Origin of the sequence: Paracoccus liaowanqingii, from assembly GCF_004683865.2 — a bacterium.
In the GTDB taxonomy this organism is placed as follows: domain Bacteria; phylum Pseudomonadota; class Alphaproteobacteria; order Rhodobacterales; family Rhodobacteraceae; genus Paracoccus; species Paracoccus liaowanqingii.
Genome location: NZ_CP038439.1, coordinates 1,996,297 through 2,011,080, shown reverse-complemented (window position 1 = coordinate 2,011,080; position 14,784 = coordinate 1,996,297). Strand labels below are relative to the sequence as shown.

General features: G+C 67.9%; 14 protein-coding genes and 1 pseudogene. 7 read left to right on the top strand and 8 right to left on the bottom strand.

Annotated features, from left to right (window positions below):
- Positions 1–4 precede the first annotated feature (4 nt).
- From E4191_RS09730 to E4191_RS09720, 3 genes are read right to left on the bottom strand one after another with little or no spacing between them, the layout of a single operon-like run.
- Complete coding sequence (locus tag E4191_RS09730) at positions 5–805, bottom strand: ABC transporter permease (RefSeq protein ID WP_135313244.1); 801 nt, start codon at positions 803–805, stop codon at positions 5–7.
- Positions 798–1,721: an ABC transporter permease gene (locus E4191_RS09725; RefSeq protein ID WP_135313243.1), complete on the bottom strand. Its 924-nt coding sequence runs from the start codon at positions 1,719–1,721 to the stop codon at positions 798–800. The genes E4191_RS09730 and E4191_RS09725 overlap by 8 nt, the downstream gene beginning before the upstream one ends.
- Positions 1,718–2,785: an ABC transporter ATP-binding protein gene (locus tag E4191_RS09720; protein WP_135313242.1), complete on the bottom strand. Its 1,068-nt coding sequence runs from the start codon at positions 2,783–2,785 to the stop codon at positions 1,718–1,720. The genes E4191_RS09725 and E4191_RS09720 overlap by 4 nt, the downstream gene beginning before the upstream one ends.
- Before the next feature lie 107 nt (positions 2,786–2,892).
- Here E4191_RS09720 and E4191_RS09715 point away from each other — a divergent pair, with 107 nt between their 5' ends.
- Positions 2,893–3,573: a TetR/AcrR family transcriptional regulator gene (locus E4191_RS09715; RefSeq protein WP_228461219.1), complete on the top strand. Its 681-nt coding sequence runs from the start codon at positions 2,893–2,895 to the stop codon at positions 3,571–3,573.
- Positions 3,574–3,584: 11 nt separating this feature from the next.
- A complete protein-coding gene (locus E4191_RS09710) occupies positions 3,585–5,255 on the top strand; it encodes an amidohydrolase (protein WP_135313240.1) in 1,671 nt (556 codons plus the stop codon).
- A 17-nt stretch (positions 5,256–5,272) separates the two neighbouring features.
- Here E4191_RS09710 and E4191_RS09705 read toward each other — a convergent pair whose 3' ends face one another.
- The 3 genes from E4191_RS09705 to E4191_RS09695 all read right to left on the bottom strand — a co-directional run bounded on the left by E4191_RS09705 (position 5,273) and on the right by E4191_RS09695 (position 8,143).
- Entirely contained in the window at positions 5,273–5,740 is a 468-nt protein-coding gene (locus E4191_RS09705; protein WP_135313239.1) for a DUF3237 domain-containing protein, read from the bottom strand.
- 84 nt (positions 5,741–5,824) lie between these two features.
- Positions 5,825–7,219: an aminotransferase family protein gene (locus tag E4191_RS09700; protein ID WP_228461217.1), complete on the bottom strand. Its 1,395-nt coding sequence runs from the start codon at positions 7,217–7,219 to the stop codon at positions 5,825–5,827.
- Positions 7,220–7,231: 12 nt separating this feature from the next.
- Positions 7,232–8,143 (bottom strand): 3-hydroxyacyl-CoA dehydrogenase NAD-binding domain-containing protein, encoded by a 912-nt coding sequence (locus E4191_RS09695; RefSeq protein WP_135313238.1) that lies wholly within the window; start codon positions 8,141–8,143, stop codon positions 7,232–7,234.
- A 236-nt stretch (positions 8,144–8,379) separates the two neighbouring features.
- On the opposite strand from E4191_RS09695, the gene E4191_RS09690 reads away from it, so the two are divergent.
- The 5 genes and pseudogenes from E4191_RS09690 to E4191_RS09670 form a co-directional block, all read left to right on the top strand.
- Positions 8,380–9,078 carry a GntR family transcriptional regulator gene (locus tag E4191_RS09690; RefSeq protein ID WP_228461215.1) on the top strand — a complete coding sequence of 233 codons (699 nt, stop codon included), beginning with the start codon at positions 8,380–8,382 and terminating at the stop codon, positions 9,076–9,078.
- Complete coding sequence (locus tag E4191_RS09685; protein WP_135313237.1) at positions 9,075–9,809, top strand: SDR family NAD(P)-dependent oxidoreductase; 735 nt, start codon at positions 9,075–9,077, stop codon at positions 9,807–9,809. The genes E4191_RS09690 and E4191_RS09685 overlap by 4 nt, the downstream gene beginning before the upstream one ends.
- On the top strand, positions 9,806–11,182 hold the full coding sequence (locus E4191_RS09680) for an aspartate aminotransferase family protein (protein ID WP_135313236.1): 1,377 nt from the start codon (positions 9,806–9,808) through the stop codon (positions 11,180–11,182). The genes E4191_RS09685 and E4191_RS09680 overlap by 4 nt, the downstream gene beginning before the upstream one ends.
- Positions 11,179–12,516 (top strand): glutamine synthetase family protein, encoded by a 1,338-nt coding sequence (locus E4191_RS09675; RefSeq protein WP_228461213.1) that lies wholly within the window; start codon positions 11,179–11,181, stop codon positions 12,514–12,516. Before E4191_RS09680 ends, E4191_RS09675 begins: the two co-directional genes overlap by 4 nt.
- A 359-nt stretch (positions 12,517–12,875) precedes the next feature.
- Positions 12,876–13,038 (top strand): annotated as a pseudogene (locus tag E4191_RS09670) (CoA-transferase); the annotation flags it as partial.
- Positions 13,039–13,192: 154 nt separating this feature from the next.
- On the opposite strand, the gene E4191_RS09665 reads toward E4191_RS09670, so the two are convergent.
- Complete coding sequence (locus E4191_RS09665) at positions 13,193–14,188, bottom strand: DUF6976 family protein (protein ID WP_135313235.1); 996 nt, start codon at positions 14,186–14,188, stop codon at positions 13,193–13,195.
- A gap of 16 nt (positions 14,189–14,204) precedes the next feature.
- Positions 14,205–14,414, bottom strand: a complete 210-nt coding sequence (locus E4191_RS09660; protein WP_135313234.1) for a hypothetical protein — start codon at positions 14,412–14,414, stop codon at positions 14,205–14,207.
- Positions 14,415–14,784 lie beyond the last annotated feature (370 nt).

Genomic DNA, 14,784 nt, shown 5'->3' with positions numbered 1-14,784 from the left:
GCGGTCAGGGCCGCCTGCGGTTCACGAGAAAGGACAGGGTCAGGATCAGCAGGCTGAGGCCCACCAGCATCGTGGACACGGCATAGATCTCGGCCGAGATGCCGCGGCGCAGCTGGCCCAGCATGTAGGTGGGCAGCGTCTCCTGCCCGGCCGTCTTGATGAATTGCGAGATCACCACGTTGTCCAGCGAGATGACGAAGGCCAGCATGAAGCCCGCCAGGATGCCCGGCGCCAGCAGCGGCAGGGTGATGCGGCGAAAGACCGACAGCGGGCTGGCATAAAGATCGGCCGCAGCGCGTTCGAGGTTCGCATCCATCCCCTCCAGCCGGGCGCGGACGGGCAGGTAGGCGAAGGGGATGCAGAAGGTCACGTGGGCGGCCAGCAGATAGCCCATGCCCGACAGCCCGGTGGCCTGCCGCACCATCGAGAAGAGCAGCAGCAGCGCGACCGCCATGACGATCTCGGGCACCACCAGCGGCTGGTTGACGACGGCGGCGATGGCGTGGCGGGGGCGGAACTGATCGGCCCGCGTGGTGGCCAGCGCCGCCAGCACCGCCAGCGCGGTCGACAGCGCCGCCGCGACCAGCGCCAGCACCAGCGAGCGCAGCGCCGCGTCCTGGATGGCGGCGTTGTCCAGCGCCTGCGCGTACCAGCGCCACGACAGTCCCTCCCACCGGCCGATCAGGTCGCCCGCGTTGAAGGAATAGGCGACCAGCACGATCAGCGGCAGATAGAGCAGCGCGAAGGCCAGCGCCGCGATGGCGCCGAAGCCGGGCAGGGTCCGGGGATCGAAGCGCCTAGCCATGGGGTGCCGCCTTGCCGCGCAGCAGCCGCGCGCAGGGGATCAGCGCCAGCCCGATCAGCACCATCAGCGTCAGGGCCAGCGCCGCACCCAGGGGCCAGTTGCGGCCCTGCCCGAACTGCAGCTCGATCAGGTTGCCGATCATCAGGTTCGACCCGCCGCCCAGCACGCGCGGCGTGACGTAATCGCCAAGCGCGGGGATAAAGACCAGCAGCGATCCGGCGATCACCCCGGGCCGGATCAGCGGCAGGATCACCCGCCGGAAGGTCCGCGCGCGCGAGGCGTAGAGGTCGTAGGCCGCCTCCAGCAGGCGCGGGTCCAGCCGCTGCACGGCGGCATAGACCGGCAGCACCATCAGCGGCAGATAGACATAGGTCATCCCCAGCCCGATGGCGAAATCGGTGAACAGCATCTGCAGGGGTTCCTCGATCAGCCCCAGCTGCAGCAGCGCCGCGTTGACCAGTCCGTCGCGGCGGATCAGCTCTCCGATGGCGATGATGCGGATCAGAAGCGAGGTCCAGAAGGGCACGGTGATCGCGAAGAGCCACAGGTTGCGGGTCTGCGCGGGCCGGGTGCCGATGAAATAGGCGGTGGGCACGCCGATCAGCAGCGTCAGCCCGGTGGTGATCAGGGCCAGCCGCACCGATCGCCACAGGATCGCCAGATGCGCCTCGGCCGGGGCGAGGGTGCCGTCGAAGATGTCGCGCTGGAAGAACACCTCGACCCAGGCCTCGCCCGACAGCGCCCAGAGGACGCCGCCATAGCTGTCGCGCTCCAGCACCGAATAGAGGATGACGATGCACAAGGGCAGCAGCGACAGCGCCGCGATGGTCAGCAGGGCGGGCGTGGCCAGCCACCAGCGGGCGCGGGCCGACCGGCGGGTCTGGCGGGCCTCGGCGGTGGCGGGCCCGGCGCTCATGCGGGCACCAGACGCAGGGCGTCGGGGGGGACGTTCAGCGTGGCGGGCATGCCCGGCGTCAGCCCCTGCAGATGCGGGTCGCCGTTGGCGATGCGCGCGGTGATCTGCGCGCCGCCCTCCAGACGCAGATGCAGATGCGTGTCGGTGCCGAGATAGACGAGGTTCTCGACGATCCCCGCCAGCGGCAACCCCCGGGCCGAGGGCGACAGGCAGATCCGCTCGGGGCGGATCATCGCGTGCAGCTCGCCCGGGGGTAGGGCATCCGTCGGCAGGGCAAGATCGGTGCCGGCGATTGTCACCCGCGCCTGCGCCCCGTCATGGCCGTGGACATGGACGGGCAGGAAGTTCCCCTCGCCGATGAAGCCCGCGACGAAGCGGTTGGCCGGGCGGTCGTACAGGTCGCGGGGCGTGGCGACCTGCTGCAACCGCCCCGCGCCCATGACGGCGATGCGGTCGGACATGGTCAGCGCCTCCTCCTGGTCATGGGTCACGAAGACGAAGGTGATGCCCGTCTCGGCCTGCAGGCGCTTGAGTCCCATCTGCATCTGCCGGCGCAGCTTCAGGTCCAGCGCTGACAGGGGCTCGTCCAGCAGCAGGATGCGCGGCGCGGGCGCCAGCGCGCGGGCCAGCGCCACGCGCTGCTGCTGGCCCCCCGACATGGCGGCGATCCTGCGGTCGGCCAGATGCTCCATTGCGACCAGCGCCAGCATCTCGGCCACGCGGGCCTTGACGGCGGCGCGGGGACGGCCAAGCGATTGCAGCCCAAAGGCGATGTTCTGCGCGACCGTCATGTGCGGAAACAGCGCATAGTTCTGGAACACCGTGTTGATGGGCCGCCGGTGGGGCGGCAGATCGGCGATGTCGGCGCCGTCCAGCACGATGGCGCCCGTGCTGGGCACCTCGAACCTCGCCAGCAGGCGCAGCAGCGTGGTCTTGCCGCAGCCCGAGGGGCCCAGAAGGGTGAAGAACTCGTTCTCGGCGACGGTCAGGCTGACATCCGACAGGGCGGTGACCGCACCGGCGCCCGCGCCATAGATCTTGGAGACGGATTTCAGCTGGATCATCTGGCAGGGCCCTTGCAGTGACGCGATCTGTCCGAAGATTGGTATTGACACAAATATTTTAGTCAATAAAAAAGTTTACAGAGAAAAGTTTCGTGATGGAGATGCCGGTGCAACAGGCAGCCGACATGGCCCCCCTGCCGGGCCTGCGCGACCGCAAGAAGGCGCAGCGCCGCGCGCAGATCCTGCGCCATGCCGCGCGGCTGTTCGGCCAGAACGGCATCGACGCCACGACCATGGCCGAACTGGCCGAGGCCACGCAGGTCTCTCCGCCGACGCTGTTCAACTACTTCGGCACCAAGGACGGCATCCTGATCGCGATGATCGCGGAAGGCTCGCGGAAGTTCCGCGAGACGGACACCGCCATGGACCCGCGCACGGATGCAGGCTTTGCCACCATCCTGACCGACATGCTGGGTCAGGTCACCGCCCGCACGCTGGAGATCGCGGGCAAGCGCGTCTGGCGTTATGCCGAAGCCTCGGTCATCCGGCATCCCGATACGGACCTGTCGCGCGAATACTCGGCCATCAACGACCAGCTGGTCTGTTCGGTCGTGGGCTTCATGGCCACCTATGACTTGCGGCTGCGCTGTAGGGACGATCCCGATCCGGCGCAGCTGGGGCGGCTGTTCTTCGATGTGTGGAACGCCGCCTTCCTCGAGCTGATCCGCGACCCGGAGGCGACGCTGGACCAGCATCAGGCCGTCCTGGAGGCCCGCATCAAGCCTCTGGCGCGGCAGATCTTCGAGGACGGCTTCCTGGCCGCCCCCACCCTGAAACAATCCTGTTGAAAGATCCGATCATGGACACGACCACCCTGGTGATCCGCAATGCGCGGGTGCTGACGATGGATGCGGACGCGCCCCCTGCGCAGGCCGTGGCCGTGGCGGGCGACCGCATCGCCGCTGTCGGCGATGACGCCGAGATCATGGCGCTGGCCGGTCCCGACACCCGCATCATCGACGCAAAGGGCGGCGCGCTGCTGCCGGGCTTCGTCGAATCGCATCTGCACCTGTTCAGCGGCGGCGCCGGGCTGACGCTGCTGCAGCTGGCGGATGTCCGGGGCCGGGACGCGTTGTCGACCGCCATCCGCGACTATGCCAGGGACAAGCCCGACGAGGGGCTGCTGATCTGTCAGGGCGCGCCCTATGACATCCTGGGGGGCGATGCCAAGCCCGACCGGCATGCGCTGGACGAGATCATCGCCGACCGGCCGGTGATCGTCATGGCCTTCGATTTCCATACCGCATGGGCCAATACCGTGGCGCTGGGCCGGGCCGGCCTGCTGGACGGCGCCCGGATGGAGGACGGCAACGAGGTCGTCATGGGCGATGACGGAAAGGCCAGCGGCGCGCTGCACGAAAAGGGCGCCTTCGGGCCGGTCCTGGACCTGCGCACCACCGGCGGGCGCGAGATGCTGGGCATGTCGGGGCGCGAACCCTCCAGCCCCCCCACGCCCGAGGAACGTGCCGAGGACATGGAGATGATCCGCGCCGGTCTGCGCCATTGCGCCGCCGCCGGCATCACCTCGATCCACAACATGGACGGCAACCGCTATACGCTGGATCTGCTGCGCGAGATCCGCGAGGCGGGCGATCTGCTGGCCCGCGTCGAGGTGCCCTATCACCTGACCGCCGACAAGCCCCTGTCCGCGCTGGACGAGGCCTGTGCGATCAGTGCCGAGTTCGACGACCCGATGCTGTCCTGCGGCCGGATCAAGATCTTCGTCGACGGGGTGATCGAAAGCGGCACGGCGGTCTTTGTCGATGACTATGCCGACCGCCCCGGCCACAAGGGCACGCCGCTGTTTTCCGACCGCGCCTTCCGAGAGGCGGCGATCGAGGCCGACCGGCGCGGGCTGCAGATCAGCGTCCATGCCATCGGTGACGGCGCGGTGCGCATCACGCTGGACGGGTATCAGGCCGCCCGCGACGCAAATGGCGAACGCGACAGCCGCCACCGGATCGAGCATATCGAACTGATCACCGAGCAGGACCTGCCGCGCCTGGCGGCCTTGGGCGTCATCGCCTCGATCCAGCCGCTGCATCCGCCGGGCGTGCGTGGCGAGGGGATCGAACCCGCCGCCTCGGCCATCGGCCCAGATCGCTGGCCGCTGGCCTATGCTTGGCGGCGGATCCTGGACACGGGGGTGGACTACTGCTTTGCCTCGGACTGGCCCATCGTGCCGGTCGAGCCGCTGCTGTCCATCGGCACCGCGCTGCAGCGCAAGCCCTGGGGGCCACCGATGCCGGACCAGCGCGTGAGCTTGGACGAGCTGCTGGAGGGCTATACCTGGCGCGGCGCCCGCGCGGGCTTTGCCGAAGACCGGGTGGGCCGGATCCGGCCCGGCATGCTGGCCGATCTGGTGCTTTTGCCCCAGGACCCCCATGACATGGCGCCCGAGGCCATCGCGGCCATGACCCCGCGCCTGACTGTCTGCGACGGGCGCATCACCTTCGAGGCCGATGCCTGATCGCTGTGGCGGGCGGACTAGAGCACCGCCCGCCACAGTTCGATCCAGACATGGTCGTCGTCATCCGCCGCCGCATGGGCGGTGCCGAACAGCACCGCGTCGGTCAGCCAGGCCAGCGGCCCCCCGGGTGCCTGGATCTCGGCCCGCGTGCGCCCGTCGAAGGATCCGTCGGGCTGCGCCCACATCCGCCCCGCATTCAGCACCGACAGGGTGATCCCGTCCGGGGTCTGCGCGAAATAGCGCGCCTCGATCGCATAGCTGCCATCGGGTAGGCCGGTCGCGAAATCGGCGCCGCCGGGCAGGATGGTCGCCCGCCAGTCCGGCCCCGCGATCTGCCCGCCGGTGATGGGGAACATCGCGCGGGTCAGCCCATGCGCGGTGGTGAATTCGACCGCAGGCCCCAGATCGGCGCGGATCGACAGGGCGAACTCAAGCCGGGGCTGCGGCAGATCGGCCTTGGCCCCCAGAGAGGTGATGCGCATCATGGCTCCTGTCGTGATGGAAGAGATCGGCGATCCTGTTGTCGGAGCGCGCCTGATCGGGGGCCGCGCCGTGCAGGATGCCGATCCTCACAGCGCCCGCATCTCGGGCGTCGCGGCCTCCAGCGCGCGGGCATAGCGGGTGGTGGCCTCGTCGATCTGGCCTTCGGTGATGGACAAGGGCGGCGACATCGAGGTGACGGGCAGGAAGGGCAGGGCGCGGGTCAGCACGCCCTCGGCCATCGCATGACCCGCCACCAGCTTGTGGGCCCCGGCGGGCAGGCGGGCGCGGGTGGCGCGGTCGGCCACGAACTCGACCGCCGCCATCAGGCCCACGCCGCGGATGTCGCCCACCAGCGGGTGATCGCCGACCTTGGACCGCAGCGCCTCCAGCAGCACCGGGCCGAGGCGGGCGGCATTTGCGGGCATGTCCTCGGCCTCCATCAGGTCCAGGTTCGCCATGGCGATGGCCGCGCCGACCGGATGGCCGGAATAGGTGAAGCCGTGCATCAGCGCGCCCATCCTTTCGGACGCGCCCGCCAGCACCTCCCAAATGCGGCGCGACACGATGGATGCCGACATCGGGAAATAGGCCGAGGTCAGCCCCTTGGCCAGCGACACGATGTCGGGGCGCAGGCCATAGGTCTGGCTGCCGAACCAGTTGCCGGTGCGGCCGAAGCCGGTGATGACCTCGTCGGCGATCAGCAGGATGTCGTGGCGGTCCAGCACCTGCTGCACCCGGTCGAAATAGCCCGCCGGCGGCAGGAAGACCCCACCCGTGCCCATCACCGGTTCGGCGATGAAGGCGGCGACGGTGTCGGCCCCCTCGCGTTCGATCATCGCTTCCATTTCCGCGATCAGGCGGTCGGTGAAGGCGGCCTCGGATTCGCCGTCATGGGCGAAGGCGTAATGGTGCGGGCAGCTGGTGTGCAGCACGCCCGGCATCGGCAGATCGAACGCGGTGTGATAGCCCTCGATCCCCGTTAGGCTGGTCGCGGCATAGGTCAGCCCGTGGTAAGCCCCCTTGCGCGAAATCACCTTTTTCTTGGCAGGAAGCCCGCGCAGATTGTTGTAATAGATCACCAGTTTCAGCGCGGTGTCATTGGCGTCCGAGCCAGAGCAGCCGAAGAACACCCGCGCCATGTCGGCGCCCGGCACCGTCTCGTTGAAGAGGCCCAGCAGCCGGTCGGCCAGCCGGATCGTGGGCTCGGCCGAGGCGCCGCCGAAGAAATGCTGAAAGCTCAGGTCCTGCATGGCCTGCGCGCCGGCGGCCACCAGTTCCGGGCGGCCATAGCCCACGTTCACGCACCACAGCCCCGCACCCATGTCGATCAGCGTCTGGCCACCCTCGCGCGTGACCTCGACGCCGTGGGCGCCGGTATAGATTACCGGCCCCTTGGTCTGCAGGTCGTGGATGGAGGAGACGGGGTGGAACAGCGCCTCCCGGTCCATGTCGGCAAGCGAGATGTTGGCGCGGTCGTCCATGATGGCGGTCCTTTACAGATGTCCGGTGGCGGTGCGGGCGTGCAGCACGGCGATCAGGGCCGCGTCGCGCGCGGCCTCCAGCGTGAGGATGTCGCGGCCATCGGCCTCGGCGGCGATGCCGGCGGTCAGGGCGGCGCGGACCTGCGGGGTCAGCGAGGGCGCGCCCAGATCGGCCCATCGGCGTTCCTGGCTGGGGCCGAGATGGTCCAGATAGGCCGCCATCCCGCCGGGGCCGCCGCCCAGATGATAGGCCATATGCGCGCCCATCACCGACCAGCGCAGCCCCGGCCCGTGAACCAGCGCGGCATCGACGGCGGCCACGTCGGCGATGCCCTCGGCCACGAGATGCACCGCCTCGCGCCACAGCGCCGAGGCCAGGCGGTTGGCGATATGGCCGGTGGCGGGTCTCTGCAACCGCACCGGCACGCGACCGGCGGCGCGATAGATCGCCTCGGCCCGGTCCAGGCGGGCGGGATTTGCGCCGTAGGTCTCGACCAGCGGCACCAGATGCGGCGGGTTGAACGGATGCGCGGTGATCAGCTGCGCGGGATTCGTCAGCCCCGGGGCCAGATCGGTCCAGCACAGGCCCGAAGCCGACGAGGCGATGGTCGCGTCGCTGATCGCCTCGACCTGCACGTAGAGAGCGTGTTTCAGCGCGGGTTTCTCGGGGGCGTTTTCCTGGATCAGCACCGCACCGTCCAGCGCGCGGGGCAGATCCCCGGTGACCTCGAGCCTGCCGCGCGCGGGGTGCCCGGTGATCTGGGCCAGCTGCCGCAGGGGGGTGGCCATGCGGTCCGCCAGACCGTCGCGGGCGGCGGCATCGGGGTCCCAGGCCGCGACCTGGGCGCCGTGATGGACGAACAGCGCAGCCCATGCGGCGCCGATCAGCCCCAGTCCCAGAATGGCGATCTTGGTGCCCTGCATCGGCGAGCCCTGTCTGACGTGATCGCAGAATTGCAGCCATCAAGGGCACAAATCAAGCCCTATTATTAGAAGAATAAAAGATCAATCTTGATTGCGATCGCAAAAAATGGGAGATCTGGGACGACGGATAAGGAAAGATCGATGCAGCGAAATCACAGGGTCGGCGGAACGGCGGGGCGGGCGGCAGGTCTTGGTGCTGCCGCTCTGCCGGCCCCGGTGGTCGGGCAGAGCGCCGCATGAGCGCGCGGCCCATGTCCCTCGGTCTGGATGCGCTGGAGACGGTGCCGGTGCACGAGCAGGTCTATCGCCAGCTGACCCGAGCGCTGATGGCGGGCCGCATCCCGCCGGGGCGCAAGCTGACCTCGCGCAAGGTCGCGGCCGAGCTGGGCTGTTCCGACATGCCGGTGCGGGCGGCCTTGGCCCGGCTGCAATCGCTGCGCGCGCTCGAGGCGCTGCCCAACGGCTCGATGATCCTGCCGCGCATGGACCGGGCGCGGTTCGCCGACCTGATGGCCGCGCGCGTGACCTGCGAGGGGCGGGCGGCAGAGCTGGCCGCCGGGGCCGCGTCCGAGGCGCATCTGCGCGCCATCCGGCAGGCGGGGGCGGCGCTGACGCAGGCCGCGCTGGATCAGGACATCGACAGCTATCTGGAACAGAACTACGAGTTCAAGTTCCTGGTCTATCGCGCCTCGGGCTCGGACGCGCTGATCTTCCTGATCGAGACGCTGTGGCTGCAGGTCGGCCCCTTCCTGCGCCAGTTCGCGGGCAAGTTCGAGGGCGCGCTCTCGGGCATCCTGGAGCTGGATTACCACGAGGAGGTGGCCGCCGCCCTGTCGCGCGGCGACGGCGTCGCGGCGGGCGCGGCCATGCGCCGCGACATCGCCGCGGGTGCCGCGCTCCTGCTGGAGCATGGCGCGTTCGAGGCCGCGCCATGAGCGTCACCATCATCACCGGGGCAAGCTCGGGCATCGGCGCGGCCCTCGCGGCGCTGCTGCCGGGGCCGCCGCTGCTGGTCGCGCGCACGGCGCCCAAGACCGTGGCGGCCGGTGCGCGGTTCCTGTCCGCCGATCTGTCGGACCCCCTGTCCCCTGACCGGATCGTCGCGGCTGCGCAGGCGATGGGCCCGGTGACCGGGCTGGTCAATGCGGCGGGGGTGCTGGGGCGGGGACGTGCCGATCAGACCTCGGACGCCGATTGGGCGCGGGTGATCGACCTGAACCTGGGCGCGACGTTCCGCATGTCGCGCGCGGTGCTGGACCCGGTGGGCCGCGAGGGCGGTGGGGCGATCGTCAACATCGCCTCGGACTGGGGGCTGATCGCGGCGCCCGGCGCGGTGGCCTACGGCGTCGCCAAGGCGGGCGTGGTGCAGCTGACCCGCTGCATGGCGCTGGACCATGCGCGCGAGGGCATCCGCGTCAACGCCGTCTGCCCCGGCGACACCGACACGCCCATGCTGGCGGCAGGCCAGACCGGCGCCGCCCGCGGCGCCACGCTGGCCCGGTTCGGTACGACCATCCCTCTGGGCCGCGTCGCCCGGGCCCGGGACATCGCCTCTGCGGTGGCGTTCCTGCTGTCGGACGCGGCCCAGTTCATCACCGGCGCGGCCCTGCCCATCGACGGCGGCAGCACGCTGGCCGCCATTGCCACCCAAGGAGACCTGACATGACGACGCTGCTCAATTCGACCGAAAGCCTGCGCGCCATGGACGCGGCGCATCACCTGCATCCCTTCACCGATGCGGCCGGACTGAACGCCAAGGGCGCGCGCATCATCACCCATGCGGACGGGGTTCACCTGACCGACAGCGACGGCAACCGCATCCTGGACAGGATGGCGGGCCTGTGGTGCGTGGCAATCGGCTATGGCCGCCCCGAGATCGCGGATGCCGTCGCCCGCCAGCTGCGGCAGTTGCCCTTCTACAACACCTTCTTCCAGACCAGCCACCCGCCGGTGATCGAGCTGGGCCACCTGCTGTCGCAGGTCACGCCCGACCATATCAACCGGTTCTTCTTCACCGGGTCCGGCTCGGACGCGAATGACACGATCTTCCGGATGATCGCGCATTACTGGGCGGTGATGGGCCAGCCCGACCGCACCATCATCGTCTCGCGGCAGGGCGCCTATCACGGCTCCACCGTGGCGGCCTCCGCCGTGGGGGGGTTCGGCTTCATGCATGCCCAGCCCGGACTGCCGGTGGGCAACATCCTGCACGCGCCGCGCCCCGCCTGGTGGGCCGAGGGCGGCGACCTGTCGCCCGAGGAGTTCGGCCTGAAGGTCGCCCGCGACACGCTGGCGCTGATCGACGGGATCGGCGCGCATCGCGTGGCGGGCTTCATCGCGGAACCCATCATGGGCGCGGGCGGGGTCATCATCCCGCCGGACACCTACTGGCCCGCGCTGTCGGCGGGGCTGACCGAGCGCGGGGTGATGCTGATCTCGGACGAGGTGATCTGCGGCTTCGGGCGCACGGGATCGTGGTTCGGCTGCCAGACCTACGGCACCACGCCCGATTTCATGACGATGGCCAAGGGGCTGACCTCGGGCTACATCCCGATGGGGGCGGTGGGCGTGTCCGACCGCGTGGCCGAGGTGCTGAGCGCCAAGGGCGGCGAGTTCGCCCATGGCTACACCTATTCCGGCCATCCGGCGGCCTGTGCAGCCGCCATCGCCAATCTGGGCATCCTGCGCTCGGAAGGCATCGTCGACCGCGTGGCCGATGACATCGGCCCCTATCTGCAGGGCAAGTGGCGCGCTCTGGCCGATCACCCACTGGTGGGCGAGGCGGTGATGACCGGCCTGATCGGCGCCATCCAGCTGTGCGCGGACAAGGGCGCGCGGCGGGCCTTCGACGACGATCTGGGCGTCGGCATGATGTGCCGCGAGCATGCCTTCGCGAACGGGCTGATCATGCGCGCCGTGGGCGACCGGATGGTGGTCTCGCCACCGCTGGTCCTGACCCATGCCGAGGCCGACGAGCTGGTCGAGAAGGCCTGGCGCGTGCTGGACCTGACGCAGGCGCAGCTGGGGCGGCCATCGTGACCCTGTCGCCCACCGGATCGCCGACCGACGAGGCGCAGTCCTTCCTCGACGCCCATCCGCGCGTGGAGGCCATCGACATCTCGCTGGCCGACCTGCACGGCATCGGGCGCGGCAAGATGATCCGCCGCCACGAGCTGGCGGGCCTGTTCCGCGAGGGACGCGGCATGCCCGCATCGCTGTTTGCACAGGATATCGAGGGCAATGATGTCGCGGGCGCCATCGCGACGCAGGATGACGGCGGCGGCGACAGCCTGTGCTGGCCGGTGGCGGGCACGCTCGGGCGCCAGCCCAACGGGCGCGGCCTGGTGCTGCTGCAGATGTTCGGGCCGGACGGCGCGCCCGTGCCCCATGATCCGCGCGGCGCGATGATGGCCCAGATCGCCCGCGCCCGCGGCATGGGGTTCCAGCCGATGGGCGCGCTGGAGCTGGAATTCTACCTGCTGGATGCCGCAGGCGGCCCCGCCCGCGCGCCGATGGGCGGGCGGCGCATGTCGTCGACGAACTGCATGTCGGTCGACGAGCTGGACGAGATGTCGCCCTTCTTCGATGCCGTCTATGCGGCGGCGGCCAGCTTCGATCTGCCGCTCGAGACGCTGATCTCGGAATATGCGCAGGGCCAGTTCGAGCTGACGCTGCGCTATCGCGACCTGGCGCGGGCCGCTGATGACATCGTGCTGGCCAAGCAGATCCTGCGCAGCACCGCGCGGCGCTTCGGCATGCGGGCCTGCTTCATGCCCAAGCCCTTTGCCGGGCGTTCGGGGTCGGGGATGCATCTGCATCTCTCTCTGACTGATCCTTGTCAGGGAACCAACCTGTTCGCAGATAAGGACGGCGTGACCTCGGATCTGATGTTGCAGGCAATTGGCGGTGTGCGCGGTGCCATGGCCGAGACGATGCTTGTACTGGGCCCGACGCTGAATTCATGGCGCAGGCTGGAGGGTGCGATCTATTCGCCCGCCGCGAACAGCTGGGGCTATGACGACCGCAACGTGGCCCTGCGCATCCCGGGCGGCAGCCCGGCATCGCGCCATTTCGAACATCGCGTGGCGGGCGTGGACGCCAACCCCTATCTGGTCGCCGCCGTGATTCTGGGCACCGCCTTGGACGGGCTCGAGACGCGGGCGGATCCGGGTCCCGAAGCCTCGGCGGAGGGCGCGCCGTCCCTGCCGCAGAGCTGGGCCGAGGCGATCGCGGCCTTTGCCGCCTCGGACCGGATGCGCCGCATCCTGGGGCCGGACCTGCAGATCGCGCTGGCCGCGATCAAGCGGCACGAATGCGCGCGGGTGGCGGATCATGTCACCGACATCGAATGGCAGCTCTACGCGGACCTCTGACGCGGACCGGTCCGCCGACATGCCGTCGGTCCTGCTTTGAGATTTGCCCACGGTTTGACAGGCCTGATGCCAGCCGCCGCGGTCACCCGGGTCTGCCCCGCCGCTTGGCAGCCGGACCATAAGGCTTCAGGGCGCAACCGGGACCGATCTCGACCGCGCCTGCAAGGCCGAGTGCAAGAGAACCGGCAATCGGTCCGGTCTATCGCAGCACAATCCCTTACCGAGCGAACCGATGATATCCGTCCTGCTCGCCATGCGACCACGAATACCCGGCATGTGAACAAGGCTCAAGACGCGAACATATCCCAGGGCGCAGGGGGTCGGTGAGGTCTGATCCGTCTTCATACGGAGGAGCCTTCATGGACAAACGCATATCACGTTATGGCTGACGCGACCGCCGGGATCGGCGACGGCGCCACGGTGATGATCGGCGGTTTCGGCGGATCGGGCGCGCCGATCGAGCTGATCCACGCGCTGATCGACCGCTTCCTGGCGACCGGCAGCCCGACGGGACTGAACGTCGGCGGCCGCCCGGAAACTGGTCAACCTTACCAACGCCCTATGTAAAAGTCGTCAGAAATGGACGCCTTCGATCGCATAAGGGATACAGTTGCTGGTTCACTGGACCAAATACCGAGTCTCACGGACAGTTAAGTTCACATTGTCATACTAGAAATCACGCCGCTGCGCATTCCCGTTCTGAGCGGATGTCCAATTTGACCAAAGTCTGATTGAGCAAAACATACGCTACCTCACCAAATGTGGCTGGGCCGGTGAAGCTGCCTGTCGTATTGCCCTCAAGTTCACCGTAGAGATAATTCAGGATGCAATTGCACGAAAGCGAAGTGGCACCTTCGTCAGTGGTATGGCTTGCAAATGCATCGGCATAGGCGCCGGGTGATTTTGCAAGGCGATAGGTCACTCCGGCGATCACCGGTGCGTAGAACTGGACGTCATTATCATTCACTGCCTGGAAGGAGACATTGACCATCGCACCCGCGTAGTCGGCCACCAACGGCAAACGGGTGTCCAGATCAAATTTCTTCACATAGGCGGGAAAATCGGTTTCCTCACCGTTGACGATTGCCCGTGAGGCGGCAAATCCGGTGTCGGTGAACACGATACTGTCGGCCGCGCTGTCGGGAATGAACAGGTTGAGAATGTCCAGTTCGGCTTGCCCTCCGTCGGCAAGTGCAACGTGAAGAAGGGCGGCGCCTTCCTCGTGCATCATTCCCGTGGCGCCATCGAAGATCTTGGGCGTCGCGCGACCGAGGTCGTCCAGATGCACGCCTGTGATCCAGCCCATCAGCGGCTGGTCGAACAGCCCCGGATATGATGCCCCATGGATGGCAAACTCGGCATGCGCGGCCGAGAAGGCCGGAATGAGGATCATCGACACGCCGCCCTCGAACCTGTTCGTGGTCAGGTTCGCCAAGTCCTCTCCCTGATAGACGGCCGTCCGGGCATCGGTCGCTTCCATGATTTCGGTCACGTGCACGTTGTCCCGGTCGACGCGGCCGCCGGTATCGGTCACGAAATAGACCGATGTTCCCCCGATCCATTTCCCCTTGGGCAGGGAGGACAGGGCCTGTTCGGACCCGGCAAGGACCAGAACTGCCCCGTCGTTGATCCTGTCGGAGACTTCGGCGATCGTCATCATTGCATTTTTCATCTTTTTTCCTTCCCCTTCAGAACAAGGCGATGTCTTTGGCGGCAAACGTGTATTTCTCGAAGTACTTGCGCAATTCCGCGATCTTCTCGTTCACCGTGGCCGGGTTCGACCTTGTTTCCTGCCGCAACCGCGACACGAGGATCTTCGTCGCAAGCGAAGCGGCGGACAGATCCTTCTCGGTACAGATGGCACGTTGCCAACAGGGATCGGAGGGTCCTGGGATCATCGGAATTCCTTTCTGGTTCGCAAAAAAGCGTCCTGCGTCCCACAGGAGGTAGCACACAGGTCTTAACGCAACGTAAATTGACTGACGTCATGCAAGGCATTCGGCCATCGAAGCCTGACCTCTGTTTGCGACGGCTCTGATGTGGCCTTGGTCCAGCAATTGGCTCGGGCAAAAAAAGATGCGTTCGGCGAAACTTTTGCGTTTCCCGATCAGGCCGTTAACGAATTCTCAACTCGATGCTGAAACTCTCCGGTCGTGATGGAAAAGTGCCGGAAAGTGCCCTGCAGGTGAAACCGGGCCCGGCACTCACGTGGGGAGAGGGGGATGAATGACAGGGACGGGTCCTTCCGGGCATCTTACCACGTGTGCC

Coding starts and splice junctions, on each gene's coding strand:
- E4191_RS09700 (WP_228461217.1), bottom strand. CDS start 7,219: ATGGACGACCGCGCCAACATCTCGCTTGCCGACATGGACCGGGAGGCG.
- E4191_RS09705 (WP_135313239.1), bottom strand. CDS start 5,740: ATGATGCGCATCACCTCTCTGGGGGCCAAGGCCGATCTGCCGCAGCCC.
- E4191_RS09695 (WP_135313238.1), bottom strand. CDS start 8,143: ATGCAGGGCACCAAGATCGCCATTCTGGGACTGGGGCTGATCGGCGCC.
- E4191_RS09720 (WP_135313242.1), bottom strand. CDS start 2,785: ATGATCCAGCTGAAATCCGTCTCCAAGATCTATGGCGCGGGCGCCGGT.
- E4191_RS09665 (WP_135313235.1), bottom strand. CDS start 14,188: ATGAAAAATGCAATGATGACGATCGCCGAAGTCTCCGACAGGATCAAC.
- E4191_RS09710 (WP_135313240.1), top strand. CDS start 3,585: ATGGACACGACCACCCTGGTGATCCGCAATGCGCGGGTGCTGACGATG.
- E4191_RS09680 (WP_135313236.1), top strand. CDS start 9,806: ATGACGACGCTGCTCAATTCGACCGAAAGCCTGCGCGCCATGGACGCG.
- E4191_RS09690 (WP_228461215.1), top strand. CDS start 8,380: ATGAGCGCGCGGCCCATGTCCCTCGGTCTGGATGCGCTGGAGACGGTG.
- E4191_RS09685 (WP_135313237.1), top strand. CDS start 9,075: ATGAGCGTCACCATCATCACCGGGGCAAGCTCGGGCATCGGCGCGGCC.
- E4191_RS09730 (WP_135313244.1), bottom strand. CDS start 805: ATGGCTAGGCGCTTCGATCCCCGGACCCTGCCCGGCTTCGGCGCCATC.
- E4191_RS09725 (WP_135313243.1), bottom strand. CDS start 1,721: ATGAGCGCCGGGCCCGCCACCGCCGAGGCCCGCCAGACCCGCCGGTCG.
- E4191_RS09660 (WP_135313234.1), bottom strand. CDS start 14,414: ATGATCCCAGGACCCTCCGATCCCTGTTGGCAACGTGCCATCTGTACC.